The 21,067-nt window shown below is 62.9% G+C and carries 19 protein-coding genes and 1 tRNA gene; 9 read left to right on the top strand and 11 right to left on the bottom strand.

From position 1 onward, the window contains the following. The first annotated feature begins 97 nt into the window (after nt 1-97). Nucleotides 98-679 (top strand): hypothetical protein, encoded by a 582-nt coding sequence (locus LDN75_RS08315; protein ID WP_223936656.1) that lies wholly within the window; start codon nt 98-100, stop codon nt 677-679. Nucleotides 680-754: 75 nt separating this feature from the next. On the opposite strand, the gene LDN75_RS08310 is transcribed toward LDN75_RS08315, so the two are convergent. After that, nucleotides 755-1,966 (bottom strand): MFS transporter, encoded by a 1,212-nt coding sequence (locus LDN75_RS08310; RefSeq protein ID WP_223936655.1) that lies wholly within the window; start codon nt 1,964-1,966, stop codon nt 755-757. Nucleotides 1,967-2,146: 180 nt separating this feature from the next. Here LDN75_RS08310 and LDN75_RS08305 point away from each other — a divergent pair, with 180 nt between their 5' ends. Then, nucleotides 2,147-2,593 carry a MarR family transcriptional regulator gene (locus tag LDN75_RS08305; RefSeq protein WP_223936654.1) on the top strand — a complete coding sequence of 149 codons (447 nt, stop codon included), beginning with the start codon at nt 2,147-2,149 and terminating at the stop codon, nt 2,591-2,593. Nucleotides 2,594-2,720: 127 nt separating this feature from the next. On the opposite strand, the gene LDN75_RS08300 is transcribed toward LDN75_RS08305, so the two are convergent. The 10 genes from LDN75_RS08300 to LDN75_RS08255 form a co-directional block, all read right to left on the bottom strand. Beyond that, a tRNA-Pro gene (locus tag LDN75_RS08300) sits at nt 2,721-2,797 on the bottom strand. 141 nt (nt 2,798-2,938) lie between these two features. Next, nucleotides 2,939-4,489, bottom strand: coding sequence for a ribosome biogenesis GTPase Der (der, locus tag LDN75_RS08295; protein WP_216922908.1), 1,551 nt, complete (start codon nt 4,487-4,489; stop codon nt 2,939-2,941). 10 nt (nt 4,490-4,499) lie between these two features. Then, nucleotides 4,500-5,249, bottom strand: a complete 750-nt coding sequence (locus LDN75_RS08290) for a lysophospholipid acyltransferase family protein (RefSeq protein WP_223936653.1) — start codon at nt 5,247-5,249, stop codon at nt 4,500-4,502. Beyond that, complete coding sequence (gene cmk, locus LDN75_RS08285) at nt 5,239-5,952, bottom strand: (d)CMP kinase (protein ID WP_216922906.1); 714 nt, start codon at nt 5,950-5,952, stop codon at nt 5,239-5,241. Before cmk ends, LDN75_RS08290 begins: the two co-directional genes overlap by 11 nt. Continuing rightward, entirely contained in the window at nt 5,952-7,058 is a 1,107-nt protein-coding gene (locus LDN75_RS08280) for a prephenate dehydrogenase (RefSeq protein WP_223936652.1), read from the bottom strand. The genes cmk and LDN75_RS08280 overlap by 1 nt, the downstream gene beginning before the upstream one ends. 3 nt (nt 7,059-7,061) lie before the next feature. Beyond that, nucleotides 7,062-8,267 carry a pseudouridine synthase gene (locus tag LDN75_RS08275; RefSeq protein ID WP_223936651.1) on the bottom strand — a complete coding sequence of 402 codons (1,206 nt, stop codon included), beginning with the start codon at nt 8,265-8,267 and terminating at the stop codon, nt 7,062-7,064. A gap of 142 nt (nt 8,268-8,409) precedes the next feature. Continuing rightward, nucleotides 8,410-9,066, bottom strand: coding sequence for an SMC-Scp complex subunit ScpB (locus tag LDN75_RS08270; RefSeq protein ID WP_223936650.1), 657 nt, complete (start codon nt 9,064-9,066; stop codon nt 8,410-8,412). Then, the gene (locus LDN75_RS08265) at nt 9,059-9,955 is read right to left on the bottom strand and encodes a ScpA family protein (RefSeq protein ID WP_223936649.1); all 897 of its coding nucleotides are present in this window, start codon (nt 9,953-9,955) and stop codon (nt 9,059-9,061) included. The genes LDN75_RS08270 and LDN75_RS08265 overlap by 8 nt, the downstream gene beginning before the upstream one ends. An 8-nt stretch (nt 9,956-9,963) precedes the next feature. Further along, the gene (locus LDN75_RS08260; protein WP_223936648.1) at nt 9,964-10,863 is read right to left on the bottom strand and encodes an AAA family ATPase; all 900 of its coding nucleotides are present in this window, start codon (nt 10,861-10,863) and stop codon (nt 9,964-9,966) included. Between the two features lie 257 nt (nt 10,864-11,120). Further along, entirely contained in the window at nt 11,121-12,461 is a 1,341-nt protein-coding gene (locus tag LDN75_RS08255; protein ID WP_223936647.1) for a cation:dicarboxylase symporter family transporter, read from the bottom strand. Nucleotides 12,462-12,600: 139 nt separating this feature from the next. Here LDN75_RS08255 and LDN75_RS08250 point away from each other — a divergent pair, with 139 nt between their 5' ends. The 7 genes from LDN75_RS08250 (at nt 12,601) to prpB (ending at nt 21,064) form a co-directional block, all read left to right on the top strand. Beyond that, nucleotides 12,601-14,247, top strand: a complete 1,647-nt coding sequence (locus LDN75_RS08250; RefSeq protein ID WP_223936646.1) for a sensor histidine kinase — start codon at nt 12,601-12,603, stop codon at nt 14,245-14,247. Further along, complete coding sequence (locus LDN75_RS08245) at nt 14,244-14,957, top strand: response regulator (RefSeq protein ID WP_223936645.1); 714 nt, start codon at nt 14,244-14,246, stop codon at nt 14,955-14,957. Before LDN75_RS08250 ends, LDN75_RS08245 begins: the two co-directional genes overlap by 4 nt. Nucleotides 14,958-15,014: 57 nt before the next feature. Next, nucleotides 15,015-16,640, top strand: a complete 1,626-nt coding sequence (locus LDN75_RS08240; RefSeq protein ID WP_223936644.1) for a helix-turn-helix transcriptional regulator — start codon at nt 15,015-15,017, stop codon at nt 16,638-16,640. Nucleotides 16,641-16,788: 148 nt separating this feature from the next. After that, the gene (locus LDN75_RS08235) at nt 16,789-17,901 is read left to right on the top strand and encodes a methyltransferase domain-containing protein (RefSeq protein ID WP_223936643.1); all 1,113 of its coding nucleotides are present in this window, start codon (nt 16,789-16,791) and stop codon (nt 17,899-17,901) included. 71 nt (nt 17,902-17,972) lie between these two features. Continuing rightward, a complete protein-coding gene (locus LDN75_RS08230) occupies nt 17,973-18,614 on the top strand; it encodes a GntR family transcriptional regulator (protein ID WP_223937527.1) in 642 nt (213 codons plus the stop codon). A gap of 23 nt (nt 18,615-18,637) precedes the next feature. After that, nucleotides 18,638-20,158 (top strand): MmgE/PrpD family protein, encoded by a 1,521-nt coding sequence (locus LDN75_RS08225; protein WP_223936642.1) that lies wholly within the window; start codon nt 18,638-18,640, stop codon nt 20,156-20,158. Next, complete coding sequence (prpB, locus tag LDN75_RS08220) at nt 20,159-21,064, top strand: methylisocitrate lyase (protein WP_223936641.1); 906 nt, start codon at nt 20,159-20,161, stop codon at nt 21,062-21,064. It abuts the gene before it with no gap. Nucleotides 21,065-21,067 lie beyond the last annotated feature (3 nt).

Below are 21,067 nucleotides of genomic sequence, written 5' to 3'. Positions count from 1 at the left end.
ATTTACGGATCTCGACGGCGGCCCGGGCATCCGGCCACCGCTGAAAGTATAGGCACAATTCCCCTGTGCCTGATGAGGTCTCTGCCATGATTGACCCATGACTGAACAAGCACAAGTACCGGCTCGGAAAAAACGCAATTGGGGCGTGAAAATAATTCTGATCCTGGTGGCATTGCTTGTCGCTGTGGCCGCCTACTTCATTCTTGGGGCCATACTCCCCCGGTGGTGGTCCGACGTCGTAGCAGGACAGATCCGGCGCGATCTCGGCGCAAGCGTACTGGTGGGCATGTTTTACGGCTTCGTCTTCACCTTCATTCCACTCTTGGTGGCGTGGCAGGCTACGCACAAAGTCATCGCCTGGCCGTGGAAGATCGTGATCCTGCTTGTAGCGGTGGCGATCGCCACGCCGAACCTCTTGACTGCGGGCATCGTCTTCGGCACAACGGAATCCGCCCACGCTGGACAACGCACCTTGAGCGTGGATGCCGGCTTCTTCACCACGTGGACGGCAATCTCGGCCGTAGCGGCTGCCGTGATTTTTGTTGTGCTCACTGTTCTTGGGGCCCTCTGGCGCAGGCGGGGCAAGCAAATGAAGGTGTTGAAGCAGGCCGAGAACGAACGTAGCAGGGCTGCGAAGAGCGCAGAGCAGGAAGCCCGGGACAGCACCCCCAAGCCATAGGTCGGCCAAAGGGAAAAGCCCGCCGTGGAACGCTTGAACCGTTCGCGGCGGGCTATCACTTTCTCGTATCAAGCGTCAGGAGACGGTGGCCCCCTGAGGTTCGCGTTCGACGTCGGGCGTTGCTGCCTTTGCTGCCATAGCCTCCTTGCGCGTGGCTGCTGCAGAGGCGGCAAGCATAACCAGCAACGCGGCGACAGTTAAGGCAGCTCCCGCCCAGATGGGCGAGGTGTAGCCGAGGCCGGCCGAAATTGTGACTCCACCGAGCCAAGCACCCAGCGCATTACCCAAATTGAAGGCGCCAATGTTGGCACCGGATGCCAGGGTGGGCGCGGAGGAGGCAAAGTGCATCACGCGCATTTGCAGGCCGGGCACCGTTGCGAAACCGAAACCACCCATGAGGGCCAACGAGACCAAGGTAGCGATGCTGCTGGACGCCGTGAGGGCGAAGAAGACCAGGACCAGCACCAACCCGCCCAGAATGGCAACAAGGGACTTGTCCAGCGCCTTGTCAGCGGCCTTGCCGCCGAGGAAGTTGCCCACGAACAGCCCGCCGCCGAAGATCACCAACAGCCACGGGACGGCGCCTGGCTCGAATCCGGAAACTTCAGTCAGCGTGAAGGCGATGTACGTGAAAGCGCCGAACATGCCACCAAACCCCAGAATCGTGACGACGATGGAAAGCCACACCTGGCCGGATGCAAAGGCTCCCAGTTCACCGCGGAGGCCCTTGGTCGGATCCCCACTCCCCTTCTGGACCATCAACGCGACACCGAGCAGGGCGATGACGCCTATGCCTGTAATGGCCCAAAACGTTGAACGCCAGCCCAGGTTCTGGCCGAGCAGGGTGCCGAAAGGTACGCCGAGGACGTTGGCGGCAGTGAGTCCGGTGAACATGATGGCAATGGCCCCCGCCTTCTTGTGGGCAGGAACCAGGCTGGCCGCAACAACCGATCCGATTCCGAAGAAGGCTCCGTGGCACAACGCCGCGATGATCCGGCCGAGCAGCATTGCCATGTACGAGTCGGAGATGGCCGAGAGGAAGTTGCCGGCGATGAACAGGACAAGCAGTCCAACAAGGACCGGCTTTCGCGGAAGCCTGGTGACGGCGGCGGTAACCAGGAGGGCACCGACCGTGACGCTTAGTGCATAGCCGGAAATGAACCAGCCTGCCGAGGCCTCGCTCACCTGGAAATCTGCCGCTACCTCCGGCAAGAGGCCCATGATGACGAATTCGGTCAATCCGATGCCAAATCCGCCGAGGGCGAGGGCAATCAACCCTGCGGGCATATGGAACTCCTTAACTTAAATGGAATGGTCCCCGGGAGAAAGGTGGAGGTGCGCACCTGGGAACCCGTAGAATAATAGTTGCAGACGCTGTATATATAGTTGCACACGCTAGTTAATTGCGCAAGCAACTACTTTCGGGCGGCTGCACTGAGACTCAAACCAAGGCAGGAGCACAACAGCATGGGCATCAAGGATGACGCCGTAGAAGTACGGGCACAGGGATGGCGCACCCTCGCTGCCCTTCACGGAAGCATTGAGGCTGAACTCGAGAAAGCCCTCCAGGCTTCGAGTGAGCTGTCCGTGGTGGAATACGCGGTGCTTGACGCGCTCAGCCGACAGGACGGATGGCACATGCGCATGCAGCAGCTTGCCCGGGCCACGGCTCTTTCCAGCAGTGCGACCACCCGCTTGGTCAACCGTCTTGAGGACCGCGGGCTGCTAACGCGGATCCTCTGCGCCGATGACCGCCGCGGGATCTACACCGAACTCACAGTGGCCGGGCAGAAGCTCCTCGAGGCCGCCAAGCCGGTCCACGATGAGACGTTGGCGTCCGCCCTGGAGGCCGCTGAGCAGGTACCCGAACTCGAACCCCTGGTACGCGCGCTCGGAGCGCTCCAGAAGGCTTAGCCGAATCCCGGCCTTGTTCGTTTTTCCCGGCGCTGAACGGCGGGTGCAACGAACAAGCCCGGGGCCCTTCGTAACCATTAACGACCAAAGGCCGGAACCACGTGTTTCCACGTGATTCCGGCCTTCATGGTCGGGCTGACAGGATTTGAACCTGCGACCCCTTGACCCCCAGTCAAGTGCGCTACCAAGCTGCGCTACAGCCCGCTGGTTCCACCGTTCTCCGCCCAGGTTTTCCTCCGAAGAGTCCCACCTAAGCAGTCCGGCCGAACCACCTCCAAAAGCTTACACGAAGTTGGAGGGTGCCAACGCCATCACGGCCAAACTCGGCTGTGATGCCCGTCTCATTTAGCGCTTCTTGCCACGCTTCTCGCGGACGCGCATGTTGACCTCGATGGGCGTGCCTTCGAAGCCGAACGTTTCGCGCAAGCGACGCGTGATAAAGCGCCGGTATCCCGGATCCAGGAAGCCGGTGGTGAAGAGCACGAACTTCGGCGGGCGGCTGGAAGCCTGGGTGCCGAAGAGGATACGCGGCTGCTTGCCACCACGGACAGGGTGCGGGTGGGCAGCAACCAGTTCACCGAGGAACGCATTCAGGCGACCAGTGGGGATGCGACGGTCCCAGCTCTCCAGCGCGGTGTCCAAGGCAGGAACCAGACGGTCCTTGTGCCAACCGGTCTTTGCAGAGATGTTGACGCGGGGAGCCCACTCAACGTGGGCAAGGTCCTGCTCGATTTCGCGCTCAAGGTAGCGGCGGCGCTCGTCGTCGAGCAGGTCCCACTTGTTGAACGCGAGTACCAAGGCACGCCCGGATTCAATGGCCAACTGCAGGATGCGGACATCTTGCTCGCTGAGGACCTCATCGACGGCCAGAAGCACGACGGCGACCTCCGCCTTTTCGAGTGCGGCCTGAGTACGCAGGGACGCGTAGAAATCGGCACCCTGTGCCATGTGCTGGCGGCGGCGGATACCCGCGGTGTCCACGAAGCGCCAGGTCCGGCCGCCGAGTTCGATGAACTCGTCCACGGGATCACGCGTAGTGCCGGCCAGTGGATCTACAACAACGCGCTCGGAGCCGGCCAACTTGTTCAGCAGCGAGGACTTGCCAACGTTCGGACGGCCGATCAGGGCGATGCGGCGGGGGCCACCGGACCTCTCCACGCCCTCCACCAGTGAGAACTCGGGCAGGGTGTCCATGACGTGGTCCAGGAGGTCGGCGACGCCGCGGCCATGCAGGGCGGACACCGGGTAGGGCTGGCCGAAACCAAGGCCCCACAACGCTGCGGAGTCAGCTTCCTGCGCAAAGTCATCCACCTTGTTGGCCACCATGATGACCGGCTTCTTGCTCTTGCGGAGCATCTTCATGACGCCTTCATCCGTGGCGGTCGCGCCTACGGCGGAATCCACGACGAAGAGAACGGCGTCGGCAAGCTCAACAGCCATCTCGGCCTGTTCGGCGACGCGGGCGTGGATGCCCTTGGCATCGTGTTCCCATCCACCGGTGTCTACCAACGTGAAGTTACGGCCATTCCAACGCGCGGAGTACATCACGCGGTCGCGGGTGACACCCGGGGTGTCCTCAACGACAGCCTCGCGGCGGCCCAGGATGCGGTTGACCAGGGTGGACTTGCCCACGTTCGGACGGCCAATGATGGCAAGCACCGGATCCAGCTTGAGGGGACCTTCGTCGCCCTCGTCGTCGTAATCGCCGCTAAGCAGCGCGGCGTCGTCTTCGTCGAGGTCGTAATCATCCAGGCCGGCCCGGAGGGTGGCTGCACGGAGTTCGGCCTCTTCATCGTCCAGGGCCGCCAGGTTTTCAGCCACCTGGTCGGTGCCGGTGGGCGTGTATTCGTCGTCGCCGGCTCCGTGGAGGCCGGATTTTTGAGTCGTATCGCTCATTGCACGTTCCTTAATGGTGGTCTGCCGGCGTCCCGGCTACTTCTGTTTGGCGGTGCTGCGGTGTGGATGGTCCGGACGGAGGTTCCTGGGGAAGGCCCTGCCCTGTAGTCCTGACTGCATCCTGGACGTGTCCGGCCAGTGCATCGCGGATTGCCGCAGCCGCCCTGTCCATTGAAACACGCCCCGGTTCGCCCTTCCGGCGCTGCACCGTGAGGGGTTCTCCGAAGCTGACATACAGCCTGCGGCGGGGTTTGGGAATATGGTCGCGGTGCTCATCGTCCTTGCGGGTTCCGAGGATCGCGACGGGTATGACGGTGGCTCCGGAATTAATAGCCAGCCACGCGACACCGTTGCTGATGCTGTCGGCAGAGCCGCTCCCCCGGGTACCTTCGGGCAGTATCCCAACGCAACGGCCGGCGTCGAGCAATTGCTTGCCCACGTGCAGGGCGCTGCGGTCACCGCTTCGGTCCACGGGAATCTGCCCTGATCCCTTGAGGACGCACCCAAGGAATCCACGGAACATCTCTTTCTTGACCAGGATGTGCATGGGACGCGGCGAAGCGCCGAACATCACTGGACCGTCCAGGAAGCTGATGTGGTTGCCGGCAAAGATCACTGGACCAGCAGCGGGTATGTTGCTCTTGCCCCCCACGACAGTGCGGTAGATGACATGATCCAGGATCCAGCCGACGGGACGGCTCCAGATGCGTGTCCACTTGGCTGGAAGGCGGAGCTCCGGAAGCTGGTTACTAGTCGCCATAGATGACCTTGCTAACGATCGCCAGGGCTGTTTCCACTGTTTCCTCAAAGTCGAGGTCAGAGGAATCGAGGGTCACGACGCCGTCGGCCGCCTGGGTGAAGTTCACCACCGTGGAGTCCTTGGCATCGCGTTGTGTCACCTGTGCGGCAAGCTGTTCCTTGCTCTGTGTGCCGCCCAACTGGATACCACGACGCCGGAGCCTTGCTTCTTCGCTCGCGGTCAGGAGCATGCGGACCTCGGCGTTGGGAGCCACCACTGTGGTGATGTCGCGTCCCTCGACCACCATCCGGTGGTGATGTTGGTCGATGAGCTGGCGTTGGCGGCGGATCAGCTCCGTGCGGGCGCCCAGCGTTGTAGCGACGGCGCTCACGGAGGACGAGATCAAGGGATCGCGGATTTCATCGGTGATATCAGTGCCGTCTACTGCCACGTACTCGGTAGCCGTGCTGGTGCTGATTTCCAAGGGCATGACCTTGGAAGCCTGCTCCACCGCGGCGCCGTCCTGAAGGTCGAGGCCTGTTTTGAGGCAGTACCACGTGAGTGCGCGGTACATCGCACCGGTATCCAGGTACGCCAGCTTCAAGCGTCGGGCAACTTCCTTGCTGACGCTGGACTTGCCGGACCCCGAGGGGCCGTCGATCGCGATCACCAGCGGCTTGCCGGGGCGGGCGACTGTCTCCGGCCCAAAGAATTCACGCGTCATTACTGGAGTACCCGCCATCCACGATCGGTCAAGGCTTCAACAAGGAGGTCGTGCTTGCTTGGCAGGACTGAGAGCTCCACCATGCCCACGTTCTGACCCGACGAATGGTCGAGCCGGAGGTCTTCGACGTTCACTCCGATCTCGCCAATTTCGGTGAGAAGCTGCGCGATCTGGCCCGGCTTGTCATCTACGAGGATAGTCAGCCAGGAATACGCCTGCGGAGGTCCACCATGCTTACCCGGTATCCGGGCTTGCCCAGCGTTGCCTTCACTGATGAGCTGGGCGAGATCCAACCGCGCTCCGGGTGCAAGCGGCGCTTCCAAAGTCCCGATCAAGCGATTCAGGTCCTCTCGGACGCCATGCAGGATGGAGACGACCTTTTCCGCATTGCCACCCAGTATCTGTACCCAAAGGGTGGGATCGCTGGCAGCGATGCGTGTGGTGTCCCGCAACCCGTTCCCGGCCAAGGAAAGGGCATGCAGGGGTGTCCCCTGCAAACGGCTCGCCAGGAGGGAAGACATGATCTGCGGCAGATGGGAAACCAAAGCCACTGCTTCGTCGTGCTCGTCGGCAGTGAACTGGGAGACGATAGCTCCCAGGTCCCCTGCCAGCGAACGTGCCGTTTGCAGTGCGACGGTGTCCGTTTCCTCGGATGGGCAAACCACCCAGGGCATGGACGTGAACAGCTCGCCCCTGGCGGCAACCGGCCCGGACTTCTCCCTGCCGGCCATCGGATGGGTCCCCACGTACCTGGCCAGGTCCACGCCGCGCTCCCGCAACTGGGATTGGATCGTGGCCTTAACGCTTGCGATGTCAACCACGACGGCGGGCGGGTAGTCCGCCAGGGCTTTCTCCACGACGTCGGCCGTCACGTCGGGCGGCGCGGCGACCACAACCAACTGAGGCTGCTCGTCAAGCTCAGCCAGGGGCCGGCCTGCACCAATGTCTACCGCGACCGCCTGGTTCGTCGGCGAGGGATCGAAAAGGAAAACCGGAACGCCGCGTCCGCGCAGGCCGAGGCCGATGCTTGCCCCGAGCAGGCCTGTACCAAGAACCACGACCGGACCATCAAGATGGCCGCGGCCGTGCGTGCGGAATGCCGACATGCCCTAGAGCCCCACGGATGCCAGGAGGTGACCGACTTCCTGCCTGCCGAGGTTGCGGATGCTCCCCTGGCGCTGGTCTCCCAGGCCAATGGGGCCGATCTTGACACGGACAAGACGCTCTACCGGGAAACCCACAGCATCGAACATGCGGCGCACAATACGGTTCTTGCCGGAGTGCAGGACAACCTCGATCAGGACGTGCCCAGGGGTGGAGTCAACCAAGCGGAAGGAGTCCACGGTTGCCAGCCCGTCTTCAAGCTCGACGCCGGACTTCAGCTGCGCGCCAACGCCCTGCGGGAACGGACCGCGCACCTGAACCAGGTACGTCTTGGGCACCTCATACGAAGGATGGGTCAGGCGGTTGGCGAGTTCGCCGTCGTTGGTCAACAAAAGCAGGCCTTCTGTGGCGACGTCCAGGCGCCCGACGTGGAACAGCCTCTCACCCTTGGCGTTCTTCAGGAAGTCGCTGATGCACGGGCGACCCTCGGGATCCTCCATGGTGGAGACAACGCCCTTGGGCTTATTGAAGACCATGTAGACGAGGGTTTCATCAAGCTGGATGCGAATACCGTCAACGTGGATCACGGCGGTTTTGGGGTCGACCCGCATGCCGAGCTCCGTGGTGACCTGGCCATCGACCTCGACGCGGCCTTCGAGGATCATTTCCTCGCATACGCGGCGGGAAGCCACGCCGGCCTGCGCCATGACCTTCTGCAGGCGCACGCCGTCAACATCGTGAAGGTCCGACTGCGGGACTTCCTGGCGCGGACCGCGGTTGCGGGCAGGCTTGCGGATGGGGCCCAGGTTCTGGCCGAAGCGTTCGCTGCCGAAGGCTTTTGAGCCGTACTGCCTGGCGGGCTTCGCCTTGGGCTTCAACGCACCGGGGGTCCCGGGAGCCTTGCCATAGCCGGGCTTGTTGGAGCCGGGCTTGCGGAAAGGCTTGGCCGGCTTGGCGGCCTGGCGGGGGTCGTAGCTGCCGGCGGTCGTGGGGTTGTCAGGATCGAAAGGGGCCGCTTCCCGGGGCTTCGCAGCCTTGAATGGACGGCCTTCGCCCTGGTTGAAATTGCGCTTTCCAGCGCCGGCACTTCCGCCGCGGCCAGAGAAGCCGCCGGCGTTGGAGCGGCCCGTGCCACCCCTTGCCTCATTGCGTCCCGAACTGTTGCGTCCCGAACTGTTACGTGGTGAACCCTGGCGTCCCGCCTGTGTCATGACCCGTCCTTGTGTAGTAATGGCCGGCATTCAGTGCTGCAATCAACACTAGCCAGCCGGGCAGACATCGTCTGCCCCTTGTTGCCGTGGCACCGTCCGTGCGGTGCCGTGAATCAGTATGTAGTTCTCTTGGAGTGCCGGCTTACATCCGGCTGGCGTCGTAGTACTCGTCGATCCCTTCCAAACCCGGAAGGTGCGGCGAGAGCTGGGGCAGTTCCGCCACCGAGCCTATGCCCATCCGTTCCAGGAAGTAGGAGGTTGTCCTATACAGCACAGCCCCGGATTCAGGATCGTTTCCGGAGTCTTCGATCAAACCACGTTGGGTTAGAGTCCGGACCACGGAATCGACGTTGACGCCTCGAATTGCGGATACCCGGGCCCTGGAGACCGGTTGCCGGTAGGCAATGACCGCCAGTGTTTCAAGCGCTGCCTGAGTGAGCCTGGTGGTCTGCCCTTCGAGGACGAACCTGCCCACGATGTCCGCAAAATCGGACCGTGAATAGATCCGCCACCCACCGGCGACGTTCCGCAATTCAAAACCCCGGGGGGCAGAGCTGGCAACGGCAAAGCCGACAGCATCCACGTCCGGGGCTTTAACAGTATAGCCGCTATACTCCCGCTGCAGGTTCTGCAGCAAATCCTCGACGACGGCGACCGTTACGTTCAATCCCGCGGCCAACTCTTCGGAGGTGGCTGGCTCGTCGATGACCATGAGCACGGCTTCCAACGCTGCGCGTGCCCCGCCGGGCAGGGTTTCGAGCTCAGCAAGGCCGGCTGCGGCCACGTCCTGCTCAGTCACTGGTTTTCCCTTCGCTCGTTTCCTCGTATTCTTCGCTCAGGTTCGAGCTGTCCCATTCGGCCACGTCCCCCGTCCACCTAACAGTCAGTTCTGCCAAGGGACCGGGCTGTTCGAATGCCACAACACGGTCGCGGAACATCTCCAGCAAGGCCAGGAAGCGGGCCACCACCACCAGGGTTGTCTCGGCGTCGGCTATCAGTGTGCGGAAGGAGAGCGGGGCCCCGAGTTGCAGGCGGTATCCGATGATCTCGGCTTGCTCCTTGACGCTCACCGGCGGTGCGTGGAGGTGGTCCAATCCCACCTCTGCGGGCGCCACGTCCTTGGGCTTCAGCGCCTTGGCTGCAAGCTCTGCAAACTGTGCGGGAGTGTGCCGCCACACCAGTTCGGGCAGCAATGCGGCGAAATGTCCTTCCAATGCAACTTGGCGCGGATACCTCCGGCCTTCCTGCTCCAGCGTTTCGCTGATGAGGCCTGCCACTTGCTTGAACGCCTTGTACTGGAGCAAACGGGCAAAGAGCAGGTCCCGGGCCTCGAGGAGGGCAATGTCTTCGTCGTCTTCCACTTCGCCGGCAGGAAGGAGCCGGGCAGCCTTAAGGTCCAGGAGCGTGGCAGCGATCACCAGGAATTCGCTGGCCTCATCCAACGCCCAGTCCTCCCCCAGTTCCTGGAGGCGGCGAATGTACTTGATGAACTCATCGGTGACGGTGGCCAGCGCCACTTCTGTGATGTCCAGCTTGTGCTTGGATATCAGGCCGAGCAGGAGGTCGAAGGGACCGGTGAAGTTGGCAAGCCGAACCTCAAAGCCCGCCTTGCGGGCGTCGGAGGAGCCGGCGTCGGGCATTTCTTCCGGTATGACCGCCGCGGCGGGCGGGGCGAGTGACCGTCCCACGCGGTTCGCTACGGTGCGCCGCCGCGCGAGATAAGTTCCTTTGCGAGGCGGCGGTAGGCGTCTGCTCCGATGTGGTTGCCGGCGTAGCTTGTAATGGGCTCCGCGGCGACTGTAGCGTCCGCGAACTTAATCGAACGCTTGATGACTGTCTCGAAAACTTTGTCACCGAAAGCCTCCACGAGGCGCGAGATGACTTCGCGGCTGTGCAGGGTGCGGGCGTCGTACATGGTGGCAAGAACGCCGTCCACCTGCAGCCGGGGGTTCAAACGGTCCTGCACCTTCTCGATGGTTTCCACGAGCAGGGCCACAGCACGAAGTGCGAAGAACTCGCAGATCAGCGGGATGATGACGCCGTGGGCGGCGGTCAGCGCGTTGACGGTCAGGAGGCCCAGCGAGGGCTGGCAGTCGATCAGTACGACGTCGTAGTCGTCTTCGACACTCTTGAGTGCACGGTCAAGGACCTGTTCCCGGGCGACTTCGTTGACGAGTTGCACTTCGGCAGCGGAGAGGTCGATGTTTGCCGGTAGAAGGTCCACGCCGTCAACTCCGGTCTGCTGGATAGCATCCCGGATATCCACCTTGCGGTCCATGAGGACGTTGTACACGGTGAGATCGAGTTCGTGCGGATTGGCGCCGAGTCCTGCGGAAAGGGCACCTTGGGGATCGAAGTCCACCAAGAGCACCCGCCGCCCATACTCCGCGAGCGCCGCTGCGAGGTTGATGGTGGACGTGGTTTTGCCCACCCCGCCCTTCTGGTTGACCATGGCGATGACCCTGGCCGGGCCGTGGGAGGCAAGCGGAGCCGGTTCCGGGAAGTCGCGGTGAGGGCGGCCCGTAGGCCCCATGATGGCGTCTTCCAGATCGAGCTCGGTGTCTCCCAGCGTAGCTGTTCCCCGTTCGCTGCTCACGTATCTAACCACTCTTTCGACGACGATCTTCCCTGCCGCTGTTCCCCTGGATACAGCGCTGCTACCCACCTAGGCTACAGCGCCCGACACGGCATTTCGGGGAACTTGACTTTCGCTGCCGTTTGAGCCTTGACCCTCTAGTTGAGGTCGAAGGTTGCCAACGGCGGGCCTTTATTACTTGGACTCCCCGGCGAACGGCAGAGGGCCGACACCCTTCAATCGGGTGTCGGCCCTCGTGCGGTACGAAGCTGAGCCTGCTAGATGCTTGCCTTGTCCCGGGCTTCAGTCTCTGGAGCAGCCTCGGCGCCGTGGGCGATCATGGTCTGCTCGTCGAACGGCTCGCTTCCGGAGAGAACCCGCTCCACCTGGGCATTATCGATTTCCTTGACCCAGGTGCCGATCAGAACGGTGGCAACGGCGTTACCGGTGAAGTTCGTCAGTGCACGGGCTTCTGACATGAAGCGGTCGATGCCAACGATCATGCCCACGCCACCCAGGAGCTCGGGCTTGTGCGCTTGCAGGCCAGCCGCGAGCGTTGCCAGGCCAGCTCCCGTGACGCCTGCGGCGCCCTTGGAAGCGATGATCATGAAGATCAGCAGCGAGATCTGGGCGCCCAGGTCCAGCGGCGTGCCCATGGCGTTGGCGACGAACAGCGAAGCCATGGTCAGGTAGATGGCCGTGCCGTCAAGGTTGAAGGAGTAGCCGGTGGGCACTGTCACGCCGACAACCGGCTTGGAGACACCCAGGTGTTCCATCTTGGCGATAAGGCGCGGCAGGGCTGCCTCGGAGGAGGACGTGGAGAAGATGAGGAGGTATTCCCGGGCCAGGTACTTCATCAGTTTGAAGATGTTGACGCCGGCCACCGCACGGAGCAGCGAGCCAAGGATGACCACGATGAATACTGCGCAGGTGATGTAGAAGGCCAGCATCAGGGTAAACATGCTGAGGATTGCCTGGGCGCCAGTGGCACCAACGACGGCGGCGATCGCACCGAAGGCGCCGACGGGAGCCAGCCACATGATCATGATGAGGATTCGGAAAACAAGGCGCTGTCCGTGGCCGATTGCCGTGAGGATGGGGGTGCCCTGCTTACCCATCTTCTGGAGTGCAAAGCCGACCAGGATGGCTGCAAGGAGCGTGGGAAGGACGGGAATATCGCTGGGGATGATGCCCAGGAGGAAGTCCACGGTGCTGTCCGTGGCCGCCTTCTTGTTGGGATCATAAGGAGTCAGCTTCAGGCCTTCGCCCGGGTGGATGAGGTTGCCGACAACGAGGCCGATAGCCAGAGCGAAGGTTGACATGGCCACGAAGTAGCCCAGTGCTAGTCCGCCCACCTTGCCCACTGTTGCAGCTTTGGCGATGGAACCGATGCCCAGGACGATGGTGCAGAAGATGACCGGGGCGATCATCATCTTGATGAGCTTGATGAAGCCATCCCCGAGTGGCTTCAGGGACTTTCCAACCTCAGGGAACATCAGGCCGACCACGGCACCGAGCACAACGGCCAGGATGACCGCGATGTACAGGTAATGCGACTTGTCGAGCCCCCTGCGTCCACCGGTGGCGGCTACTGCCGACTCTCCTCGTTGAGAGGTCATGGGATTCTCCTTCTGGATACTGTGTAAGGCGCTGCGGTCCTGCACTTGTGTCCAATCCGCTGCCCTTGTGTGATATCCATCATTGAGCCATTGGTGACACACATCACCGTTGCGGTCATATTGGTCATGGGAGGCCTATTTGTTTCATCGCTGGAGCATCGCCCGCCGCTTGTTTGTGGCAAACCTGCTGTTCGTGCTGGTGCTGACGGCTGTCTTCGGCGCGTTCTCCGTACTGGAGGCACGGGACCGGGCATACGAGGACGCGGGCAGCCGGATGCTTGCCATCGCCACGTCCATTGCGAACAACCCACTGGTGTTGCAGGCGGCGGCGACTGCCGACCCATCGGCAACCCTGCAGCCCTATGCGTTGGAGGTCATGAAGGATGCGGACGCGGATTTCATCACCATCATGGCTCCTGACCGGACGCGCTGGACCCACCCCCGCCCCGAAGAGCTGGGCAAGCCCTACATCGGCACGATCGAGCCCGCCCTGCGGGGTGAGACTTTCACCGAAGTCACCGCCGGTACGTTGGGCCCCTCGGTCCGGAGCATCGTGCCCGTCAAGGATTCCGACGGCACCGTCAAAGCCCTGGTGGCGGCAGGGATCACAGTAAGGACGGTGGATACCGATGTCGCCGAAAGGCTGGGAGTGATCGGCGGCATCGCCCTGGTGGTGTTGTTCTTCGGTTCCATCGCCTCATGGCTGCTCGGACGCTACCTGCGATCCGTAACCCGCGGCTGGGGTCCGGAACAGCTCGCCCAGCTGTTCGCCTACTATGAATCTGTCCTGCACTCCGTCCGCGAAGGCGTGATCCTCATCGACACCCACGGAAAAGCAGTGATGTACAACGATCAAGCCGCTGAGTTGCTGGGGCTGGAACCTTCCGACGCCGACCGTTCGCCCGATGAGGCTCCCAAACTGTCCGACCTCCCCTTCGACGGGAGCCTGCGAGCGCTTTTCGAATCCGGCAGGCCAGCCCACGACGAAATCCATTTGACCGGTTCACGGATCCTGGTGGTCAACCAGGCCCCTGCCGTTGGTCCGGTTCCTGCCCGCAGCCGGCAGAAACCATCGGTCTACGGCACAGTGGCCACCATTCGCGATCGCACTGAGATTGAGTCCCTGGGGACAGAGCTGGAGACCATGAAGACACTTTCAGACGCTTTGCGGGCCCAGACCCATGAACATGCCAATCGACTGCATATGATCGTTTCCCTGCTTGAGTTGGGCCGCACGCCCCAGGCACTGGAGTTCGCCACCAAGGACCTGGAGCTCAGCCAGCAGCTCACGGACGACATGCTGGCTTCCGTGGACGAACCGGTGATGAGTGCCCTGGTGATGGGCAAGGCCGCCGAAGCACATGAGCGCGGGGTTGAACTGGTGGTTCGAACGTCCGGAAGCTCGGGGGTCCGTGGTTTGGAAATCCAGGACCTCGTGACGATTCTGGGAAACCTCCTGGACAACGCCATTGATGCTGCGGCGTCCGGTGACATGCCGCGAAGAGTGGAACTGGACGTTGAAGCCGGCACTGCAGCGGTTGAATTCACCGTTCGGGACTCCGGCGCCGGTATTGATCCTGATTCAATCGATGACGTGTTGCAGTACGGGTACAGCACCAAGTCATCCCAGGATGATCCCCGCGGAGCCCATGGCCGGGGAGTTGGCCTTGCCTTGGTCCGGCAGGCTGTCGAACGGTTGAACGGTACTATGGCGATCAGCAACCCAGGCGGCGCCCAGTTCCATGTTGTGCTGCCCGCGACCGTCCCCCAGGAAGAGAAGGCATGACAGACATCCGCGTCCTGGTGGTCGAGGACGAGCCCATCGCTTCGGACGCCCACTCCATTTATGTGGGCAGGCTCCAGGGGTTCACTCTGGTGGGAACGGCTCCGGATGGTCAGTCTGCCCTGCGCATCCTTGGCGAATTCGCGGCGTCGGGCTCCCCAGTGGACCTGGTGCTGCTGGATATGAACCTGCCGGACCTCCACGGCCTGGATGTTGCCCGGCGCATGCGTTCGGCGGGAATCTTCGCCGACATCATCGCCATCACGGCCGTCCGGGAACTGAACATCGTGCGCAGCGCCGTTTCAATCGGCGTCGTGCAGTATTTGATCAAGCCTTTCACCTACGCGACCTTTGCCGACAAGCTGAACAGCTACCGCACTTTCCGTGATCAATTGGCGGGCTCGGTGTCCGGCAAGTCCAAGGCCGGAGCTTCGCAGAGCGACGTGGACCAGGCCTTCGCCAGTCTCCGGGCCCCAACGGAACTTCCGCTGCCCAAGGGCTTATCCGGTTCAACGCTGGAATCGGTCAAGGATTTGGTCCGCGCCCGGCAGCAAGCTGTATCCGCCAGTGAAGTCATGGATGCTTTGGGGATGTCGCGGGTCACGGCCCGCCGGTATCTGGAGTACCTGGCCGACGCCGGGACGGTTACGAGGGCGCCGCGCTACGGAACACCGGGACGTCCGGAGAACGAGTACGGCTGGAACCGGGGATAGCCTTCTCCCGATTGAACGGGTCCAGCAGTAAGCTGGACCCGAACCCGTGGAGAGCCCATGTCCCAAGAGCTACAGCAACTTTCCAAGGCCCGCGATGCGTTTGCCCGTGGGGAATGGGACGTGGCGCGTCGAAGCCTGGAACTGGCATCCGAGGACGCCCCGCTCAGCTTGCCGGACCTTGAGATCCTTTCCCGTTCAGCGTGGTGGCTGGGAGATGTTCAACGGTCCATGTCCCTCTCGGAAGAGATCTTCCATCGCTTGGACAACGACCATCAGGCGCAGGCCGCGGCCCGGACAGCACTGACGCTCTCCATGCAGTGGGGCATCCGTGGCAATCTCGCGGTTTCTTCGGCCTGGCTCAACCGGGCGCGGCGGCTGCTGGAGAACATGCCCGAAGTGCCCGAACACGGGTATCTGCTCTACCTTGAGGCCAACGACGCAATGAACCTCGAAGGTGATCCGCGCCCAGCACTGGCGGCCTCGGTGTCCCTCAAGGAGATGACCCGGCGGCACGATTCACCCGAGCTCGCCAGCTTTGGGTACATGCTCTCCGGCTTGGCAGCGGTCCGGACAGGACAGTCCGCACGCGGTTTCCAGGACTTGGACGAGGCCATGCTGCCGGTGATCGCGGGCCAGGTATCCGCTGAGTGGGGCGGAGACATCTACTGCTCCATCATCCACCTCTGCTACGAGATGGCTGACTTCGCGCGAATGAGGGCTTGGACCGATGCGCTGGCCACGTGGTGCGCCGGCCTCTCCCAATCCTTCATGTACAGCGGCATATCGCGCGTTCACGAGCTTCAATTGCTCGGCACGGAGGGCCACTGGGGGCAGGTCGAAGCCGAAATGCCCCACGAAGCCGAACGCCTCAGAAATGCCCACGGCTGGATCGCCGCGGACGGATACTGTGAGCTCGGAGAGATCCGTCGACGCCGGGGCGATGTGGCCGGGGCCGAGTCCGCGTTTGCATTGGCCCGCGGACTCGGCGTGGATGCGCAACCAGGAAGTGCCTTGCTGCTCGCGGATGCAGGAAAGACAGACGCCGCAGTGGAAGCCCTTCGGGCTGCCTTGGCGGATCGTGGAACCCTGGGGAGGGCGGGCCTTCTGTTGCCCTTGGTGGAGTTGCTGGCTCCCCGGGACCCCGGCGCGGCGGCCACGCATTGCCTGGAACTCGAACAGACTGCCGCTTTCTACGGAACCCCTGGCTTCCTGGCGTGGGCCCATCATGCGCGGGGTGCTTTGATGATGGAGGAGCGTCGCTGGGCTGAGGCGATGAATGAGCTTGAATCCGCAGCACAGACCTACCGCTCCCAACACATGCGATACGAGCTGGCACGGATCCACGAACGCCTGGCAACTGTCCGGGCTTCCCGGGGTGAAACTGGGCGCGCGGAGGCTGAACGCGCTACTGCGGCGGCCATCCGGAACCAGCTCGGCGCCAAGCATATTTCCTGGACGGCGCCTCCCCGGGAGCCGGGTGGCTTAACCTCCCGGGAAGTGGAGGTGCTGGGCTGCGTCCTTGCTGGTTCCAGTAACCGGCAAATTGCCAAGTCGCTGACCATTTCGGAGAAAACAGCCGGACGTCATTTGGCGAACATCTTTACCAAGATCGGGGTCACCTCCCGGACGGCCGCCGCCGCCTGGGCCCACCAGCACGGCATCCCGGAGCGACCCGGATCGTAGATGCCGCCCCACGGGGCCCTGCATGGTTCGCCCCACGCCCGCAGAAAAAATGCAGAAAATGCCCGAAGAAGCCCGTCGGGGCGTGAATCTACCGTGGGATGTGGGCAACAGGCCGGAGCCACCGGTCCCCGAAGATCAAGGAAAAGCCATGGAAAGCACCCAGTCCGGGCAGTATGAAACCGCCACGATGCCCGAAACGACTTTCGAAGAAGCGGGACAGGACGCTGTCCAGGAAGCAGCCGGCAGGTTGATAGACATCCTGAACAGCTCATCCATCGGACTGCTTATTGCCGTCGGGCACCAGACCGGCATCTTTGAGACGCTTGCCTCCCTGCCCCCGGCGACAAGTCAGCTCGTCGCGGATGCAGCCGGAGCGAACGAGCGCTATGTTCGCGAATGGTTGGGAGGGATGACGACCGCAGGACTCGTGGACTTCGAACCCGGCGATTCCACCTACCACCTCCGTCCTGAATTTGTTCCTGTTCTGTGCGGGACCGGAATGGAAAACCTGGCGCGCACGCTGCAGTATCTCCCACTGATGGGTGAGGTGGCCCCCAAGATTGTCAGGGCTTTCCGGGAGGGAGGTGGAACAAGCTACAGCGACTATCCGCAATTCCACCACATTATGGCTTCCGAAAGTGCGGCAGTGAATGACGCCTCGCTCCTGGAGGCGATCGTCCCTTTGACCGGTTGCGAAGGCGACTTGAAGTCAGGGATCGCCGTGGCTGACATCGGCTGCGGGGAGGGCCACGCGGTGAACCTGCTTGCCGCCACCTTCCCCCGCAGCAGCTTCACGGGCTATGACTTTGCTGACGAGGCGCTGGCGGCGGCCAGAGCCGAATCCGCAGAATTGAGACTTCCAAACGTCCGGTTCGTGCCCAGGGATGTCACCCGGCTTGAAGAAGAAGCTCGATACCACCTCGTGACGGCCTTCGACGCCATCCACGACCAAGCGCACCCGGCCCAGGTCCTGAAAAACATCCATAAGGCGCTCAAGCCCGGTGGAACATTCCTCATGGTGGACATCAACGCCTCCAGCAACCTCGAAATGAACGCTGGCCTGCCGTGGGCTTCCTTCCTCTACACCATCTCCACGTTTCATTGCATGGCCGTATCCCTGGGGCAGGGCGGTGACGGGCTGGGAACCGTTTGGGGCAAGGAATTGGCGACAGCCATGATCCGTGACGCTGGCTTCAGCGCCGTAGAGGTCAAAGAACTCGAGGAAGATCCGTTCAACGTGTACTACGTCGCCAAGCGCTAGGCGTGTATACACAGATCAATATATATGGCTACTTTGGTGACTATTTCGATAGTTTTGTATACACTGAGGGCATGCGCGCCAGTGATCGGGCCTATGCGGCTCTCCGTGAAGACATCATTGAGTGGCGCCTGAGGCCAGGTACCGTCCTTGCCGAGGTGGAACAGTCCGAGCGGCTGGGGGTGTCCCGGACGCCGGTGCGGGAGGCGTTGGGCCGGTTGAGTGCTGAGGGATTGACGACGGCGGCCGGCGGCCGTGGCGTCGTCGTGACCGATATTTCGCTGGAGAGCATTGATGAATTGTTCGAGTTGCGCGAAACGCTGGAGGTGAGGGCTGCGGCCCTGGCCGCTGAGCGGGGAGAGCCGGCCGTTTTCGCCCAGCTGCATGCGCAGCTTCTGCAGGCGCCGGAGCTGCTCAGCGAGAAGGATCCTGCCCGTCACGAGTATTACGCGTTGGTGGGACGGCTGGATGAGGCCATCGATGCTGCGGTCTCCAACTCCTACCTTGCCCAGGCCATGCGGAGCCTGCGCGTCCATTTGGTCCGGGTCCGCCGGCTGGCAGCGGACGACACTGCCAGGCTCCACGCTGCTGCCGCGGAGCATGCGGCCATTGCCGAGGCCATCGCCGCCGGGAATCCCCGGCTGGCAGAGGCCGCCACCACACTTCATTTGCACCGCAGTCTCACCCACGTCAAAGCCGCCCGCTGGGCGCACTGAACCGTCCCACCAGAAGGAGCACCATGGTCAAGAACAACCACGTCCGTGTTTACAAGTCCGAAGAGAACCTCCCGCGTGAGGAGCAGCTGGCGCACAAGATCGCCGTGGTCGCCGCTGACCCCGTCGAGGTCACCGCCGAGGTGACGGACATGGTGATCAACCGCATCATCGACAACGCCTCGGTAGCGATCGCGTCGTTGAACCGTGCACCGATCATCGCAGCCCGCGCCCAGGCCCTGACCCATGCCCCGTCCGCGAACGGCAAGGGCGCCCACGTTTTCGGCATCACCGACCGGGTCTCCCCTGAGTGGGGAGCCTGGGCCAACGGTGTTGCCGTGCGCGAACTGGACTACCACGACACGTTCCTGGCCGCGGACTACTCCCACCCCGGGGACAACATCCCGCCGATCCTCGCCGTCGCGCAGCACGTCGGTTCCACCGGCAAGGATCTGGTCCGTGCCATCGCCACCGGGTATGAAATCCAGGTGAACCTGGTCAAGGCCATCTGCCTGCACAAGCACAAGATCGACCACGTCGCGCACCTGGGCCCGTCCGCCGCCGCCGGCATCGGCACGCTCCTTGGCCTGGACGTTGAGACGATCTTCCAGTCCATAGGCCAGGCCCTGCACACCACCACCGCCACCCGCCAGTCCCGCAAGGGCGAAATCTCCACCTGGAAAGCCCACGCCCCGGCCTTCGCCGGGAAGATGGCCATCGAAGCCGTGGACCGTTCCATGCGCGGGCAGACCTCCCCCGTGCCGATCTACGAAGGCGAAGACGGCGTGATCGCCTGGATGCTCGATGGACCCGACGCCTCCTACGAAGTGCCCCTGCCGCTGCCCGGAGAAGCCAAGCGCGCCATCCTGGACACCTACACCAAGGAACACTCCGCCGAATACCAGGCCCAGGCCTGGATCGACCTCGCCCGCAAACTCCACAACGAACACCCCGAAACCACCGACCCGGCCAACGTGGCCTCGGTCCTGATCAAGACCAGCCACCACACCCACTACGTCATCGGCTCCGGCGCGAACGATCCCCAGAAATACTCCCCCACCGCGTCCCGGGAAACCCTGGACCACTCCATCCCCTACATCTTCACCGTCGCCCTGCAGGACGGGTCCTGGCACCACGTAGACTCCTACGCCCCCGAACGCGCCGCCCGCCCGGACACCGTGGAACTCTGGCACAAGGTCACCACCGTCGAAGACCCGGAATGGACCCGCCGCTACCACTCCCTGGACATCGCCGAAAAAGCCTTCGGCGGCACCGTTGTCATTACCCTCACGGACGGAACGGTGGTGACTGATGAGATCGCTGTGGCCGACGCGCACCCGCTCGGTGCCCGGCCGTTCGCCCGGGAACAGTACATCAACAAGTTCCGCACCCTTGCTGCCGGGTTGGTGGAGGAAGCCGAAATCGAACGGTTCCTCACCGCCGTCGAACGCCTCACCGAACTCGCCGCAGGCGAACTGGACCAGCTGAACATCACCGCAGCACCCGGCGTGATCAACCTCGAAGCAGCTCCGAAGGGACTGTTCTAAATGCTGTACTCCACAACCACCCCCGAACAGAAACGCCTCAAACTCCGCGAACTGCTGAACTCCGGGACCGTGCAGCAATTCCCCGGCGCGTTCAACCCGCTCTCCGCCCGGCTCATCGAGGAAAAAGGCTTCGCCGGGGTCTACATCTCCGGCGCCGTCCTCGCCAACGACCTCGGCCTGCCCGACATCGGCCTGACCACCCTCACCGAAGTAGCCACCCGCGCCGGGCAGATCGCCCGCATGACCGACCTGCCCTCACTCGTTGACGCAGACACCGGCTTCGGTGAACCCATGAACGTAGCCCGCACCATCCAGGAACTCGAAAACGCGGGCCTGGCCGGCTGCCACATCGAGGACCAGTTCAACCCCAAACGCTGCGGGCACCTCGACGGCAAGAACGTGGTTGACCTCGACACCGCCACCAAACGCATCCGCGCTGCAGCAGACGCCCGCCGGGACCCGAACTTCCTCATCATGGCCCGCACCGACATCCGCGCCGTCGAAGGAATCCACGCCGCCCAGAACCGCGCCAAAGCCCTCGTCGACGCAGGCGCCGACGCGATCTTCCCCGAAGCCATGGCCACCCTGGACGAATTCCAAGCCATCCGCGACGCCGTGGACGTGCCCATCCTGGCCAACATGACCGAATTCGGTAAAAGCAAGCTCTTCACCGTGGACCAACTCCAAGGCGTCGGCGTGAACATAGTCATCTACCCCGTCACCCTGCTCCGCATTGCCATGGGCGCTGCAGAGCGTACGCTGGAATCGATCAAGGCTGCGGGGACCCAAGAGGCACAAGTGGAAAACATGCTCACGCGTGCGCGCCTCTATGAACTCGTGGATTACGAGGCATACAACCAGTTCGATACCGGCGTTTTTAACTTCCAGGTCCCTGGCATCCGCTAGGTC

Source organism: Arthrobacter sp. StoSoilB5 (assembly GCF_019977235.1).
Taxonomy (GTDB): domain Bacteria; phylum Actinomycetota; class Actinomycetes; order Actinomycetales; family Micrococcaceae; genus Arthrobacter.
Note: the sequence above shows the minus strand (reverse complement) of the source record. Positions and strands in the feature narration are given on the sequence as shown.